At 59.2% G+C, this 14,260-nt stretch carries 14 protein-coding genes; 7 read left to right on the plus strand and 7 right to left on the minus strand.

Going from position 1 to position 14,260, the window contains the following annotated elements; genetic code table 11:
• Positions 1 to 12: 12 nt before the first annotated feature.
• On the minus strand, positions 13 to 234 hold the full coding sequence (locus tag FHX08_RS30650; protein ID WP_184328149.1) for a hypothetical protein: 222 nt from the start codon (positions 232 to 234) through the stop codon (positions 13 to 15).
• Positions 235 to 675: 441 nt separating this feature from the next.
• Here FHX08_RS30650 and FHX08_RS30655 point away from each other — a divergent pair, with 441 nt between their 5' ends.
• The 3 genes from FHX08_RS30655 (at position 676) to FHX08_RS30665 (ending at position 2,291) form a co-directional block, all read left to right on the plus strand.
• A complete protein-coding gene (locus FHX08_RS30655) occupies positions 676 to 996 on the plus strand; it encodes a hypothetical protein (protein ID WP_184328150.1) in 321 nt (106 codons plus the stop codon).
• A gap of 421 nt (positions 997 to 1,417) precedes the next feature.
• Positions 1,418 to 1,765 (plus strand): response regulator, encoded by a 348-nt coding sequence (locus tag FHX08_RS30660; RefSeq protein ID WP_132658123.1) that lies wholly within the window; start codon positions 1,418 to 1,420, stop codon positions 1,763 to 1,765.
• Between the two features lie 127 nt (positions 1,766 to 1,892).
• Positions 1,893 to 2,291 carry a response regulator gene (locus FHX08_RS30665; RefSeq protein ID WP_184328151.1) on the plus strand — a complete coding sequence of 133 codons (399 nt, stop codon included), beginning with the start codon at positions 1,893 to 1,895 and terminating at the stop codon, positions 2,289 to 2,291.
• Between the two features lie 129 nt (positions 2,292 to 2,420).
• On the opposite strand, the gene FHX08_RS30670 is transcribed toward FHX08_RS30665, so the two are convergent.
• The 4 genes from FHX08_RS30670 to glgX all read right to left on the minus strand — a co-directional run bounded on the left by FHX08_RS30670 (position 2,421) and on the right by glgX (position 7,601).
• Positions 2,421 to 3,029, minus strand: coding sequence for a general stress protein (locus FHX08_RS30670; RefSeq protein WP_132658126.1), 609 nt, complete (start codon positions 3,027 to 3,029; stop codon positions 2,421 to 2,423).
• A gap of 29 nt (positions 3,030 to 3,058) precedes the next feature.
• Positions 3,059 to 3,370 carry a PepSY domain-containing protein gene (locus FHX08_RS30675; RefSeq protein WP_132658128.1) on the minus strand — a complete coding sequence of 104 codons (312 nt, stop codon included), beginning with the start codon at positions 3,368 to 3,370 and terminating at the stop codon, positions 3,059 to 3,061.
• A 372-nt stretch (positions 3,371 to 3,742) separates the two neighbouring features.
• Positions 3,743 to 5,512, minus strand: coding sequence for a malto-oligosyltrehalose trehalohydrolase (gene treZ / locus FHX08_RS30680; RefSeq protein ID WP_184328152.1), 1,770 nt, complete (start codon positions 5,510 to 5,512; stop codon positions 3,743 to 3,745).
• Positions 5,505 to 7,601, minus strand: a complete 2,097-nt coding sequence (glgX, locus tag FHX08_RS30685) for a glycogen debranching protein GlgX (RefSeq protein WP_184328153.1) — start codon at positions 7,599 to 7,601, stop codon at positions 5,505 to 5,507. Before glgX ends, treZ (FHX08_RS30680) begins: the two co-directional genes overlap by 8 nt.
• Positions 7,602 to 7,987: 386 nt before the next feature.
• Between glgX and FHX08_RS30690 the strand changes: the two genes are divergently transcribed.
• Positions 7,988 to 8,158: a hypothetical protein gene (locus tag FHX08_RS30690; RefSeq protein ID WP_184328192.1), complete on the plus strand. Its 171-nt coding sequence runs from the start codon at positions 7,988 to 7,990 to the stop codon at positions 8,156 to 8,158.
• A 257-nt stretch (positions 8,159 to 8,415) separates the two neighbouring features.
• Here FHX08_RS30690 and treZ (FHX08_RS30695) read toward each other — a convergent pair whose 3' ends face one another.
• Positions 8,416 to 10,398, minus strand: a complete 1,983-nt coding sequence (gene treZ, locus FHX08_RS30695) for a malto-oligosyltrehalose trehalohydrolase (RefSeq protein WP_312862224.1) — start codon at positions 10,396 to 10,398, stop codon at positions 8,416 to 8,418.
• A gap of 30 nt (positions 10,399 to 10,428) precedes the next feature.
• Positions 10,429 to 12,108 carry a glycoside hydrolase family 13 protein gene (locus tag FHX08_RS30700; protein ID WP_184328155.1) on the minus strand — a complete coding sequence of 560 codons (1,680 nt, stop codon included), beginning with the start codon at positions 12,106 to 12,108 and terminating at the stop codon, positions 10,429 to 10,431.
• A 568-nt stretch (positions 12,109 to 12,676) separates the two neighbouring features.
• Between FHX08_RS30700 and FHX08_RS30705 the strand changes: the two genes are divergently transcribed.
• The 3 genes from FHX08_RS30705 (at position 12,677) to FHX08_RS30715 (ending at position 14,110) form a co-directional block, all read left to right on the plus strand.
• Positions 12,677 to 13,024 (plus strand): ethanolamine utilization protein, encoded by a 348-nt coding sequence (locus tag FHX08_RS30705; protein WP_184328156.1) that lies wholly within the window; start codon positions 12,677 to 12,679, stop codon positions 13,022 to 13,024.
• A gap of 96 nt (positions 13,025 to 13,120) precedes the next feature.
• Positions 13,121 to 13,456 (plus strand): DUF2934 domain-containing protein, encoded by a 336-nt coding sequence (locus tag FHX08_RS30710; RefSeq protein ID WP_184328157.1) that lies wholly within the window; start codon positions 13,121 to 13,123, stop codon positions 13,454 to 13,456.
• 267 nt (positions 13,457 to 13,723) lie between these two features.
• A complete protein-coding gene (locus FHX08_RS30715; protein ID WP_184328158.1) occupies positions 13,724 to 14,110 on the plus strand; it encodes a hypothetical protein in 387 nt (128 codons plus the stop codon).
• Positions 14,111 to 14,260 lie beyond the last annotated feature (150 nt).

Consider the following 14,260-nt stretch of genomic DNA (forward strand, 5'->3'; position numbering starts at 1 on the left):
CCGCGCGCCCGATCAGGCCAAGCGCTCGCCCGGCCCGGACCAGACGATGCCGGTTCTGCCACCTGTTGCAGGTGCGACCTGGTGCCACTCGACGTGAAAGCCAAGGCCTTCGAGGGCAGCCAGAACGTCAGCCCTATGGGCCGTTTCCATGCCGCCGAGCGTCGCGTTCAAAGCGGTCAGTCCACCCTGCCTGTAGATTTCGATATATTGGTCGACGATGATCGGTGCTTCCATTTCATTCAACGCTCCCATTCGCTGCCAAAACACCCAGTGCGGATGCAAGTTCCCGATCTGGATCGCTCCCATGGGCGTGATGTAGCGCACAAGGATGCATCCGATCTCGTCGCACCTGAGACGATGACGATCCTCTTGCGAGGAGAGCCGGAACCACGACCATGACGCGTGAAGATCGCTTTCTGTCTGCAGTCAGCGGGTCACCCACGTCTCAGGCAACGCGACAAGCCGTTCCAGAGAACAGCCGATCGTTCCTCTACCCCGCCCAGCGCTTCTGGTTCAGAAAGGCAGCTGCAGCGTGGGCAGTTTGGCCCGAGCGAGGGGCAGCCGCGCTTGGCCCCGGAGTGTCCTTGACAACGGTCATTTGGCGTCTTCGGGCCGGAACAATGAGGTGGCATGTAGGTTAAGGGCTCGTGATCAACGCAACCCCTGGAGAACCACATGCGCATGAAAATAATCGTCGCGTCCCTTTTCGCGATCGGCCTTGCCAGCCCGGCCCTGTCTCAGTCGAACCCTGCGCCGACCGGTGCAACGATTGACCGCAACACAAACGATGCTGGCGGCGGAGCGTCCGCTGACACCAAGAAGCCGATGGCCGCGGATCCCGCCACGACCGGCAGCACGACGTCAAGCGGTTCAGTCAACGCAAACTGCAACGGCAACGAAGCCGCCAGCAGCACGGGCAGCGGCAACCTTCAGACCCAAGGCGGCAGCAGCAATGCAACGCCGATGGATGAAGCCTGCTCGGCACACAACAACTAATCAACAATAGGCAAGAGGAACTCAGACGTCCTCTTGCCTCCTCGCGCGATCGCTTCGTCTCAACGAAATTCACCTTGGACAGTGGCGGGGCGGCGCGCCCCATGAACAACACGTCAAAGCCGACCCCAGAGCCACAAGAAACGCCAGTGACATCTGCCGAAATGAAAAAAAGCCCCGCTGAGCCGCGCCGTTCAAGAGGGGCCGTCATCGCCTATCGGTCGGAATTTACTGCATTGTCAGGGGCGATGGGAACGGCTGGCGCATGTCAATTTTTCGATCGTTTTATCACACGCACCCGAGCCACGAAATTTCGCACCGTTGGCATGCGCTCCGGGGCAGGCACGCGAAGTCTTTGTACCTGCACGAAGAGGACGACGCGGGGCCGCAGGTGGCGACAGGATTTCAACCACGGGAGGAACCGATGCGCATTCTCATCGTCGAAGACGAGCCGATCATTGCCCTGGAGCTTGAACGAATTGTTCGGGAGGAGGGGCATCAGGTGGTCGGGCTGGCTGCAACGCTGGAACAGGCCCTTGCGCACGCTCATCGCACCGATGCGGCGCTCGTCGATGTTGGTCTTGCGGACGGAGCGAGCGGGGCTGTGCTGGCGCGTCGGCTGATCGATCGTTTCCAGATCAAGGTCATCTTCATCACCGGCGCGCCCGGCGCCATTGGCTCTGGCCTTGAAGGATCGCTCGATGTCATCGCAAAACCATTCACCGACGATGCCGTCCGTCGAAGCCTCGCCAGAGCTGTCGTGGTTCCTTGAACCACCAAGGTGACCATAATCACGCGCCGGCGGATACAAGAGGCATCATCAGCGTTACGATCATGGTAGCATCGATGGCGGAGGCCGAGACGCCCGTCACTTTGAGCTGAACGTCGAGAGAGGAAGGATGCGGATTCTAATCGTCGAAGACGAGGCACTCATTGCAATGGATCTCGAGGATATTCTGGTCCGCCTCGGTCACGAAGTCATCGGGCCCGCCCGAACGCGCGACGAGGCGGTCCGTCTTGGTAATCAAGCGCAGATTGCCCTTGTCGACGTGCGCCTCGCCGATGGCCCGACCGGCCCCGAGATCGGTAGCATCCTATCGTCGACGTACGGGACGACCGTCGTCTTTACCACCGGCAACCCAGAGAGCGTAATGGACAGCAAGGCCGGCATCGGCGTTGTCACAAAGCCCTACACGCCGGAGGCGATCGTGGAAGCGCTGGATTATGCCATAGCGCAACGAACCGGTCGCGACGCAGTGCAGACGCGTTTCATGAAGCGCATTCCGGTCGCCCTCTAAGACCTGTGCGGCGGTAGAGCGCGAGGGAAGGGCGCCTCATCGCAAAAGTCGGTATGGATCTGCCAATACGCAGAGCCATCACAACTGGCGGCTTCCCGAGAAGCCGCCAGTTTTCTCATCACGCGTGCCTTAGACGCGGCCGGAGCGATACCGCTGGCGCTCAGCTTCGATCTGCTCGGACGTGTACGGCGGCGCAGCCTCGTCGAAGCGGCTCCAGCCCTGCTCCTGGTAGCTCGCCCGGCGGGCGTTGTAGTCGACCGGTCGTGACCGGTGAAGAATGGCCTGTGCTTCGGCAACCCGGCTCTCGTCAACCCTTGCGGTCACGACTGAGCCGCCACGGCGGATCCCTTCAGCGTAGAAGTTCGCCTCGTCTTCCGGAACACCCTCCTTCATCATCGCACCGACGATGCCGCCAACAGCGCCGCCTGCAATCGCGCCTGCAGCTGCGCCGGCCGCTGTGGCGGCCAGCCAACCCGCTGCGACCACCGGGCCGACCCCGGGAATTGCCATCAGACCGAGGCCTGTCAGGAGACCGCCTGCGCCGCCCGCCACCGCACCGAGGCCCGCGCCAGTGCCGGCGCCTTCGGCGGCGTAGCTTCCTTGGCCCTCCACCTCGGGGCCGTTCATCTTGTTAGTGACGATGCTGATGTCATCGGAGGGAATTCCCGCATTTTCCAGTGCTCGGACGGCCGCACGGGCATCGTCATAGCTGTCATACAGTCCAGTAATCGTTCGCATCTTCGTCTCCTCGATCGTTGCAGAATCTATTACTTTGCCATCGTCACATTGCCCTGGAAGTCCAGGGAAACGCCGGCGTCCTTACCGTCCTTCTTGGCGCTTGCCCGCCACACGCCCTGATCATCGAGCTTGAGACCGGAAACATCGGTATAACCGGCAGCCTCGATCCGCGACTTCGCCTGGTCTTCGGTGAAACTGTTCTTGCCGGCAACAGGGGCACCGGGATTGTGTTCGGTGTTGACTGCCGGTGTGGTCTGTGACGTCGACGGTGTCTCGCTCTGGGCGAAAGCGGCTGTCGCCGAAAGCAGAAGCCCAAGGGAAAGTACAGCGATCTTTTGCATGGTTGTCTCCTTGTTTTGCCGGACACAAACATCGAAAAACACAAAATGTTCCTCACCTTAGAGCATTCGTTGCAAACGCCCTCGCCGATGCGCCCGGCCGTGCGTCGGCCTTGGTCCTTGGGCAATCCAATGCAAAAGGTGGGAAATCGGACCGCAAAGCCCGCCAGTAGGATCGAAGCGGGGGCGAGGGGAGTGGAAACCGACCAGGTGCAACGCGCTGTTCGGCCAAGCGGCGGCGAGGCAGCCGCTCATCAGCACCGCGAGCGAGTGCCTTGAAGCCCAGGCGCAGATCAAGCGGGAGCGGTCATTGGCCGCCGCATCGGCTTGCGTTCAATCAATCTGAGTCCGATCTTGCAGGCGCTGGTCAAGCGATCATGCGATGGACCAGAGTACCGACCATGCGCCCAGCCGACCGGAATTGAACGAGCCGAACAGGAAGATGCTCTCGTCAGCGTCCGCCTGCTCTCCGGTCTCGACGGTTTGGTCGGTGAGGTTGGCCAGAAGTCGCAACTTGCGACCGGTCGAAACGTCCCACTCGACGATCAGGCCTCCCCCTGCGGATGAGCGATAGCGCCCGCCGCCGGTCATGCCCGTCACAAGGGGCACGATGCGCTGGTGGCGTAGGGAAATCAGGTCCCGGTAAAAGCTGAACCACTGTCTGCCTTGTTCCGTATCCACCTTCGCCCAGTCGAGCTTGGCAGAGATGAACGTGGTTTCTGCCGTCGGGTCCGGTAGATCGTCGGCATCGAAGCCGGGCAGGCGCGACAGTTCCTGGCGGCGCCCCGTCCTGACCTTCTCGTTGAGATCTTCATCGAAATCACAGAAATAGGGGAAGGGCTCCTCAGCGCCCCATTCTTCCCCCATGAAGATCATCGGCACTTGCGGACACAGCAGGTAGACGCAAGCAATAGCCTGAAGGGCGGCTGCTGCCCTTGCGCCGATACGGTCGCCGAGAGCCCGGTTGCCGATCTGGTCGTGATTTTGGATGAAGGAGATGAATGAGGAGGGCGGCAGATGTTTGCTGGGCGTTCCGCGTTGTTCGCCACGATAGGGCATGTGCTCGCCCTGAAACACAAATCCTTCCGCCAATGCTCGTCCAAGCTTGGCCGATCCATCTCCATAATCGGCATAATAACCGAAAGTTTCGCCGGTCGCCGCGACATGCAGGGCATGATGGACGTCGTCGTTCCATTGCGCCGAGAAGAACTTGGGATGGCCTTCGTCATCGCGTTCGAGAAGAGATGCATTATTGTCTTCATTCTCGACGATCAGGTGGATCTTCCGCTCGCCGGCTGCCGACCTCACCCGCCGCGCCAGTTCATGGAGCAGATGCTCCTTCGACCCATCCTTGATGGCATGCACTGCGTCCAGGCGAAGGCCGTCAAATCTGAACTCGCTGATCCAGTAGATGGCGTTTTGAATGACGAACTCCCGGATCAGCCGAGAGCCGTCCCCGTCATAGTTGACGGCATTGCCCCACGGCGTCTTATGATGGTCGGTGAAGAGCGGCGCCAAACGGGCAAGGTAGTTCCCGTCCGGACCAAAATGGTTATAGACGACGTCCAGGAACACACAGATGCCGCGAGCATGAGCTTCGTCAACCAGTCGCTTCAACTCTTCGGGACGCCCGTAGCTGCTGTCGGGCGCATAGGGCAGGACGCCGTCGTAGCCCCAGTTGCGGCGGCCGGGGAAATCGGCGACCGGCATGATTTGCAAAGCCGTGACGCCGAGTGCCTTCAAATGGTCGAGACGATCGATGGCAGCGACGAACGTTCCCTCCCGCGTGAATGCGCCAACATGCATTTCGTAGAAAACGAGATCTTCGAAGCAACGGCCTTTCCAGCCCGCTGCTTTCCACTGATAACCGTTGGGATCGACAACTTCGCTTGGACCATGCACATCGTGCGGCTGGTAACGGGAGGCCGGATCGGGAATGGAAAGACCACCGGGGAGGATGTAGAAATAGGTGCTTCCTGGCCGCACGCCGACAATTTCGCAGCGGTGCCAGCCATCCTCGGATCGCATCATCTTTTTCGGTTGTCCTGCCTCGATCGCGACAGCGATTTCGGTCTCGAGGGGCGCCCACAGGCGAAATTCCACCGCGTTCGCTGAAATTCTTGGGCCAAAATCACATTCAGTCATGAGTAGCACCTTCGTTTGCGGGCCTGAGAACCGCGAGAGTGCGGGCCGTCAGCACAAATTCAAAACCGTCGAGGGCGCGCGCCTGAGCCGTTGGATCGGCGGTCTCAAGAACGACGCTCCATCCATGAGCCGATTGCGGAAGCGAGAACGCCACATCGCCGTCATGCGGATTGAACAGAATCAATACGTCCTGCCACATGCCGTCGTCGCCGCTCGTCTGTTGCCGTTGCAATCTGAGGCCGATTGTCGTGCTGCCGGCGTCGGCCCACTGTTCCGCGGTCTGCTCTCCGCCGCCGGGATTGAGCCAGGAGACGAGCATGCCATCGCGCCAGTTGTCGCGCCGGAAGATTGCTTGTTCCTGGCGCATCGCAATCAAGCGCCGGGTAAAATCGCGCAGGGCTTCCGCACTTGCCGGCAGGCCGTCCCAGTGAAGCCAGCTGAGTTCAGTATCCTGGCAATAACCGTTGTTGTTTCCCATTTGGCTGCGGCCGAATTCGTCACCTGCAAGCAGCATCGGCGTGCCGTGCGAAAGAAGCAGCGTTGCAAGCAGGTTACGCTTCTGGCGCTCGCGCACGGCGTTGATGCCGTCGTCCTCCGTCGGTCCTTCCACGCCGTAATTGAGGCTGCGGTTGTCGTTGTGGCCGTCCTGATTGCCTTCCTGGTTAGCGTCATTATGTTTGTCGTTATAGGAAACAAGATCGTTCAGCGTGAAACCGTCATGGGCGGTGATGAAGTTGACACCAGCCCAGGGTCGTCGGCCGCGCAGGTCGTAAACATCGCCGGAGCCAAGAACGCGGGCGGCAAAATCCTGCGCCGTCCCGTCCTCATCCTTCCAATAGTCGCGGACGGTATCGCGATATTTGTCGTTCCACTCGGCCCATCCTGGCGGAAAGCCACCCACCTGATAGCCACCGGGCCCGATATCCCAAGGCTCGCCGATCAACTTGACCTTCGACAGGGCGGGGTCCTGACCGACGGCATCAAAGAAACCACCACGCTGGTCGAAGCCTTGCGGCTCTCGCCCGAGGATCGTGCCGAGGTCGAAGCGGAAGCCATCGACATGCATCTCCTGCGCCCAGTAGCGCAGTGAATCCGTGATCATCTGCAGGACCCGGGGGTGCGAAGTGTTGACTGTGTTGCCGGTCCCGGTGTCGTTGATGTAATAGCGTGGCTGGTCAGGCAGGGTGCGATAATAGGAAAAATTGTCGATGCCCTTGAAGCATAAGGTCGGACCGAGCTCGTTGCCTTCGGCCGTATGATTGTAGACGACATCAAGGATGACCTCGATACCGGCATCGTGGAAGGCTCTGACCATGTCGCGGAAACCGGCAATGCCCTTTGGTCCTAGATAACGGGCGGCCGGCGCAAAAAATCCGAGGCTGTTGTAGCCCCAATAGTTCCTGAGACCCTTTTCGAGGAGATGCGCGTCATCTGGAAACCAGTGGATCGGCAGCAGCTCGATCGATGTCACGCCAAGGCTCTTCACATAGTCGACGATTTCTTTCTGGCCAAGGCCCTCGAAGGTGCCTCGAAGCTCTTCCGGCACGGCAGGGTGCAGTTGCGTAAACCCCTTGACATGTGTCTCGTAAAAGATCGTGCTGGCCCAGGCGATAGCTGGGCCCGAGTTATGTCCCCAGTCATACTCGAATGGATCCACGACCTTGCATTTGGGCATGGATGCCGCGCTGTCGCTTTCGTCGAAGGATAGATCCTTGTCCTCGCTTTCCAGTTGATAGCCGAACTGTGCCTGTCCCCAGCGAACGTCACCGACAAGTTCTTTGGCATAGGGATCTAAGAGCAGCTTGTTGGGGTTGAAGCGATGACCTTTGTCCGGCTCGTAAGGCCCGTGCACGCGTAGTCCATAGAGGGTTCCCGGTTTTAAGCCGGGCACGTAGCCGTGCCAGATTTCATTTGTAAATTCCGGCAGAACAAGGCGCGCGACCTCAGTCTTTCCGTCGCCTGAAAAGATGCAGAGTTCAACGCGCTCCGCATGTGCGCTGAAGACGGCAAGATTTACACCCTCGCCGTCGTAAGTCGCCCCGAGACGGCTGTAGTCACCCGATAGAATTTTCAGCTCTGATTGTGTCATATCGTCCGCCTTGCCGTGATGCGGCCTCTAAATCTGCATTCCGATCAATAGTTCCCGTAATGTCCTGTTTCGTACCCGGGCACCGCCTGATGGCATCCTCTGATTTTAAGAATGCCCGTCCGGGAAGTTTCTCATGTGATCACGGTCAGAGGGCCAGCAACATCACCAGTCGTCCAAATCCATCGACACCGCTGAGGGGCCAGGCGGATGGCACAAGAGCCGAGGGCAGCGGCAGGGTCTTGCTCTACCCGAGGGCCGATCCTGGGTTGGTTCTTCAATGCGTGGCCTACTCGGAGTTCCTTAATGGAACTTTCGTGCGTAGAGACCGTTGCTATGGCCGATACAACGGAGATCGTTGTCGACCAGGTTCGTCGTGCGGAGGATGTATGCGCCAGACCAAGCCGTTCATTGTCGAGATCAAGCAGACCAGGAAATCCAAGGCGATTGCTCAAAAGCCGTCGATCTGGGGCAATCTGGACCTCAATCAGTATCGGGATCTCGTGACCATGGCGCCGGCGAAAGACGTTGAGGCGTCTTCGAAGGCGACCCGCGACTAAACCAGATGTCGGTCGGGGCCGGCTCAAACAACCAGGGTCCCTGCGATCCGCGCTTTCAGTCCTGCCGCTCACCCCAAGGAATGTTTTCCCTCTTCCGCCTCTTGTTGGCGAGGCGCAGGAAACGCGAAACGGTCTGCTTCATCGCAGAAGATCTCGCTCTTTTGACCGGTGATGCGGCCCCAATTGCCGGCAAAGTGCCTTTTGCCCAAAAAAGCAAGGAGCGCGCCTTGTTTCCCTGGCAGGTTGGACGGCATCCTTCACAGGTGAGATATGGCTTGCTGCCAATGCAGCAAGGTCGGGCCGACAGGTTTCGGCTTCTGATCGGCCTTTCTCGGTGCGAAGACAATCGCGCTGTCGGCATCCAGCACCCAACGCCGTTGCATATCGACAGACCGCCTGCCGCTTCCGCCATAGGCAAAATCCTCGCTTGACCATTCGGCAGTCCATTGACAGCCCGCAGGCGGTGCAAGGAGGGGATCGGCGAGGCTGAGGATCGGAAGATGTTTGCCCAAGTTGACAAACAACAGCCGTTCGTCCTTCGCATCGTCGGCGAAATACCGCAGAAGAAGCGCCGAACGACCAAGAACGCTTCCGTCCACCGATACACGCGGGCAACTTGCCGACGCTTGTGCAAATACGCGCGTCTGTCGCCGCAACAAAAGCAAATCGCGATGAAGTGCAACAAGGTCGCTGTTGCGATCACGTTCGCTCCAATCCAGTTTGGAAGCTTCGAAAGTGGAAGGCTCTGCCGGGTTAGGCATGGTGTCGGCGAAGATCTCGTCCTTAAGGTTTGGGAACTGGCGCAGGAAATCGAGTCGCCCGTTGCGCACGCATGTCTCCAGTTCACCCCCTTGATCCGCAAAATAGAAGAACGGGCTCGATGAGCCAAATTCCTGTCCCTGAAATAGCATCGGGGTCTGCGGACCGAGAAGCAGGAGCGCGGTCATTGCCCGCATGCGTGCCGGTGATGCGATCCGTCCAAGGCGCTGGCCCGTCCCCGAATTTGCGATCTGGTCGTGGTTCTGCAGAAAATGGATAAAACGGAAGGCCTGCAGATCGAGACCCGGCCGCCCCCGGGTTGCATCCTGCCAATCGTAGCGTTGCCCCTGGAACAGATAGCCATATTTTGCCGCCGACACGAACTCCTGCGCCGTTCCGCTATGGTCGTGATAATAGGCATCGTTGCGGCCCGTCAAAGCGACAGTGGCGGAATGATGGAAGTCGTCGTTCCACACCGTATCGAGCCCGAAGCCGCCTTTGCCCGGAGCTCTGATCAGCCGGCTGTCCTGAGGCTCGTTTTCGGCGACGAGGTAGATCGATCTTCCCTTGGCTGCCGCCCGCGCCTTGCGCGCGATGACCGCCACGATATGGTCGTCACTGCTATCGAAGAGTGCTTGGGTGGCATCGATCCTTAACCCGTCGAAGTGATACTCCTCGATCCAGTATGCGCCATTGTCTGCAATGAAGCTGCGAACGCCGGCGCACATTTCGCCGTCGAAGTTGAGGGATTTGCCCCACTCGTTTTCATAGCGGTCGGTGAAATAGTGAGGCGTGAATCGTGCGAACTGCTCGCCTGCACCGAAGTGATTATAAACCACGTCGAGAATGACGCCGATCCCCAGCCGATGTGCCTCATCAACGAAGGCTCTGAGTTCATCGGCAGCACCGTAAAGTCTGGTCGGCGCGTAGGGTAGGACGCCGTCGTAGCCCCACCCGAAGTCACCACAAAATTCGTTTACTGGCATCAGCTCCAGACACGTGATGCCAAGCTCCTTCAAGAGCGGCAGTCTGCCTGCAGCGGCCGAGTAGGTGCCTTCCGGCGTGAAGGTGCCGACATGCATCTCGTAGAGGACTTGGCCGTCGGGTTTGACGCCTTCCCAGCCGTCGTCTCGCCAGGTGTAGCCGTCAGGGTCGATCACCATGGACCAGCCGGCCGGGCCATCCGGTTGAAATCGTGATGCGGGATCTGCCAGAAGGTCCCTGTCCTCGCCGAGGCGAAATCGGTAAAGCTGGCCAGGGCGCACGTCACCCAGATCGAGGCGAAAATAGCCCGCCTCGTCGGTCCGCATCGGATATTCGTCTCCGCTGTCGAGGACAAGGTGGACCTGTGCGTGTGCAGGTGCCCAGACTCGGAAGGAGACACCGTCGGGGAGACATTCGCTTCCGACGCAATAACGCCGTTCGAAACCCGTTCGAAAATCGCCTGTCTCAATTACTGACCCTGACATGGCTGTCCTCATGGCCCCGACGCGGTGATGAAAACACCGGTCTCAAGATTTTGTTCCGTCGCGACCTGCGACCTCCGCCAACACCGCGAAGGCTTCATAGGGACGCAGGCTCATCGTCGTTTTCAGCGCGTCAACCGGATCGTAGTTGCTGATGAGGCATCGGCCCGTGGCGAGCAGTTCATGGGGAAGGTCGAACGTAATGGTCCGGGCCGAGAAATTTGACAGCACCGTCAACCGCTGGGTGTCCAACGTGCGGGTATAGGCCAGAACATCCGGATGCTGATCGAGATATGATTGGAAGCGACCGTAGACGATGACGGGATATGCCTTGCGCAGCGAGATCAGCTTGCGGTAGTGGTTCCAGATCGAGTGCTCGTCGGACATTGCCACTTCGGCATTGATCGTGGCGTAATTCTCGTTGACCTCGATCCATGGAATGCCCGTGGTGAAGCCTGCATTGGCACCGCTTGTCCACTGCATTGGCGTTCTGGCATTGTCTCGGCCATTTTCGTTTGCACCCTTGATGAAGTCTTCTGGCGATAGTCCGGCTTCGAGGTGAAGTCGATGCATATTGAGCGTTTCGATGTCGCGATATTGTTCAATCTTGGTGAATGGCGCATTCGTCATGCCGATCTCCTCGCCCTGGTAGATGAAAGGCGTGCCCTTCAGAAGGTGCAGGACGGTGGCGAGCATCTTTGCCGACTCGACCGGATAGCCCTTGACGTCGCCATATTTCGAGACGGCGCGGGGAAGATCGTGATTGCCCCAGAACAGGGCATTCCATCCATCGTCGGCAAGCGCATATTGCCACTTGCTGAGGACCGATTTGAGCTTGATCAGGTCGAACGGTCGCGAGCGCCATTTCCCGTAAATCTCATCCCATTGCTGGGTCACGTGCTCGAACTGGAAGATCATCGACAGTTCTTCTCGATCCCGTCCGGAATAGAGCAGCGCCGAGCCCGGTGTTGCGCTCCACGTCTCGCCGACGGTCAGGACGTCTCGGCTGCCGAAGGTCGCCCGGTTCATCTCATGAAGATAGGCATGCAGATGCGGCCCGTCCGTCACAATTGCCTGGTCCACCTGTTTGCCGATATAGTCGATGACGTCCATGCGAAAGCCGGCGATCCCGCGTTCCAGCCACCAGTTCATCATCTGGTAGATCGCGCCGCGGACGTTCGGATTTTCCCAATTGAGGTCGGGCTGCCGGCGCGAGAACAGGTGGAGATAATATTCGCCCGTGGTCTCGTCGAGCGTCCAGGCGGACCCGCCGAAGGAGGACGTCAGTTTATTTGGTGGCCCGCCGTCGTCGGCGGGCTTGCGCCAGATGTAATAGTCGCGAAACGGGCTTTGCTTGGACGCGCGCGATAGGACGAACCAAGGATGCTCGTCGGACGTGTGATTGACCACGAGGTCGAGGATGACGCCGATGTTTCTAAGACGCGCTTGAGCGACAAGTTCGTCGAAATCCGCCAGTGTCCCGAATTCCGGTGCGACAGCCTGGTAATCGGAAATGTCGTAGCCATTGTCGTCCATCGGCGACGCGTAGATCGGCGAAAGCCAGATGAGCTCTATGCCAAGGGCCTTGAGATATTCGAGCTTTGAGGTGATGCCTGGCAGGTCGCCGACGCCGTCGCCATTGCTGTCTGCGAAGCTGCGGGGATAGACCTGATATACGGTAGCCTTGTGCCACCACGCCGTCCGGCTTGTCGATCGCAATTCCATCAGACTTTCCTCCGTCACGTTCAAGAAGGGCCGGTTGCCTCGCGCCTCGTCGTGTTGTGGGTGGGGAACGCCCGTCGGCCCTCCCCGTTCCGCGCAAGTCCTAGGGTACAAGGCAAAGAACGCTCGTCGCCTGCTCGCCCCCGATGCCCCGTCCCGGGACGCACGATCCGCGATGTTTGGGAACTGCGCTGGCTCCAACGGACCGTAGAAACGTCGGTCATGCCAGCGCCCCATCTTGCGTGGCAATTTGAAAATAAAGGCCGCTCCAGGCGTTTCATGCGCGGCTGATAACACCAGCTACGGGGAGGAGACGATGAGCCGCAATCAGCGAACGATACGTGCAGGTTCCGGAGGGATCCGCAATATCGCTGCGTGGACGGTGTTTGGGGTCCTTATGCCGTTCATATATGGCGCGTCGACCGTCGTGGTATGGTGGCCACGATGATCCGATTGAAACGGCCCTCACCATGATCGGCCCTCGCGGGACCAAGAGGGCTAAGCTGGAACAGACGCCGGCAAGCAGCGTTCCGCCAGCAGGACGCGTTGTCCCTTATCCCGGAGGTAGCCAGTGGTCGTTCGCACATTCACGATAGCCGATGCAATATTCGAACGATCGCCAGGGCAGGATGGTGACATCTTCGCGGGCAATCTGCTTGACCAGCGAGATAATGGTCCCGTCACGATCGGCTACGGGCGTTACGGGCCCAACGCCGTCCTTGAGCAGACGATTGCCGTTCACGATACGATGATCGTCATTCAGGGGCGACTGTCGATATGGACGGAGCGTGCCGCATTCACGGCAGGGCCTGGCGACATCGTCAGCATGCAAAGCGGTGATAAGGTAACAATCAGAGCGCATGATGAAGGCTGCGTGACGGCCTATGTTACCTATCCTCATTGGCAGGAAGCGGAATGAGACGATCCCATCTTCCGTGCTATCTCGATCATTTCGTGGATTGGGAACAATGCCCGGGATCGGGCGTTCGCCTCGACCCAATCAAGGAGAACGTCAATGGTCCAACATACTCGGGAGGGGTCTATCTCCAACTCGGACAGCGCTACGAGTTCGCGTTCTGGTAGACGAGGGGAACTGACAGACCGGATTCGCAACCGTGCACGCGAGATCTGGCTTGCGCACGGACGCCCGGATGGCCGGGCGGACGAACATTGGCTGCAGGCCGAGCACGAAATCCTGCACGAGCAGGATGAACTGGAGGGGAATGATGTGCCCAAGCTCGACGCGCTTCGGGAGGCCGCGCGCGAGCATGCCGACAGCTACATGGTAAAAAGCGATCTTGAAGACGCCGATCAACGCGAGGCGACGCCCGGCGTGCGGGAGCAGCCTTGAACAAAATACCGATCTCAGTTGATGGTGCGTAGCTGTTTCACGACCATGAGGAACACGTTCCGCAATGGCTTCAAACGTCGCAAGCGGCATGTTCTTGTGGCCGACGGGACGTACGCGTCGGTATCATTCAATCAGGAAGCAGAGGTTCATGCGAGGGAGGTTTGGCGTCGTCCGATCCATTAAAAGAGCACTTTGCTTGTGGCGATGGACGAACGACGAGAGATCGCCGCGCAGTTTCGATCTCAAATGGGAAGGCGACGAGCCTAATTGACCGACAGGTCCGATTTCGCAGGGACATTGGCTGAGATCGGCCTCGTCGCTGCAAATCGTTTGCGACGTCTTTTGGCAGCAGAATGTGCATGGCGATGGAAGCCCAGCTACCGCTTGCATGATCGCGCCGATCGCGTAGGCTTGGTAGATGCGCGAATACTGATGGGGGCGTGGGTGTTTCAGGCATTCGACAAGAACGGCGGACAGCCGCTCACCCCGGCTGACGTCGAGATGCTTCAGGGCTTGATCAGCGAATATTGCCAGACGCGTAACCTGCAGCTTGCGAGCCCGCAGGCGAATGAGGCGGCGCGTGACCTGGTGAAATGGTTTCAAATCGGTGTCACCGATCCGGAAAGGCTTAGAGAACTGATCAATTCGACCTGAGCTGGCGGCACAGCCCTCCCGCGTCCGGTTGCTTCGCCCTGCCTTGCCTGAGGCGCCGATCCGGCAACCTTTCGAAGCGAGGTAAGGAGACCGAAATTCTGCAAATGAAAACGCCCCTATGGAACCCTTGGCAAATGCCCGACGAGGTCG

It is taken from the genome of Rhizobium sp. BK529 (genome assembly GCF_014194105.1).
Classification (GTDB): domain Bacteria; phylum Pseudomonadota; class Alphaproteobacteria; order Rhizobiales; family Rhizobiaceae; genus Rhizobium.

What these genes read in the sequence shown, in the direction of transcription:
- FHX08_RS30675 (WP_132658128.1), bottom strand. Translation starts at nt 3,370, where the DNA reads ATGCAAAAGATCGCTGTACTTTCCCTTGGGCTTCTGCTTTCGGCGACA.
- FHX08_RS30665 (WP_184328151.1), top strand. Translation starts at nt 1,893, where the DNA reads ATGCGGATTCTAATCGTCGAAGACGAGGCACTCATTGCAATGGATCTC.
- glgX (WP_184328153.1), bottom strand. Translation starts at nt 7,601, where the DNA reads ATGACACAATCAGAGCTGAAAATTCTATCGGGTGACTACAGCCGTCTC.
- treZ (WP_184328152.1), bottom strand. Translation starts at nt 5,512, where the DNA reads ATGACTGAATGTGATTTTGGCCCAAGAATTTCAGCGAACGCGGTGGAA.
- FHX08_RS30690 (WP_184328192.1), top strand. Translation starts at nt 7,988, where the DNA reads ATGCGCCAGACCAAGCCGTTCATTGTCGAGATCAAGCAGACCAGGAAA.
- FHX08_RS30700 (WP_184328155.1), bottom strand. Translation starts at nt 12,108, where the DNA reads ATGGAATTGCGATCGACAAGCCGGACGGCGTGGTGGCACAAGGCTACC.
- FHX08_RS30660 (WP_132658123.1), top strand. Translation starts at nt 1,418, where the DNA reads ATGCGCATTCTCATCGTCGAAGACGAGCCGATCATTGCCCTGGAGCTT.
- FHX08_RS30670 (WP_132658126.1), bottom strand. Translation starts at nt 3,029, where the DNA reads ATGCGAACGATTACTGGACTGTATGACAGCTATGACGATGCCCGTGCG.
- FHX08_RS30650 (WP_184328149.1), bottom strand. Translation starts at nt 234, where the DNA reads ATGGAAGCACCGATCATCGTCGACCAATATATCGAAATCTACAGGCAG.
- FHX08_RS30710 (WP_184328157.1), top strand. Translation starts at nt 13,121, where the DNA reads ATGGTCCAACATACTCGGGAGGGGTCTATCTCCAACTCGGACAGCGCT.
- FHX08_RS30655 (WP_184328150.1), top strand. Translation starts at nt 676, where the DNA reads ATGCGCATGAAAATAATCGTCGCGTCCCTTTTCGCGATCGGCCTTGCC.
- treZ (WP_312862224.1), bottom strand. Translation starts at nt 10,398, where the DNA reads ATGAGGACAGCCATGTCAGGGTCAGTAATTGAGACAGGCGATTTTCGA.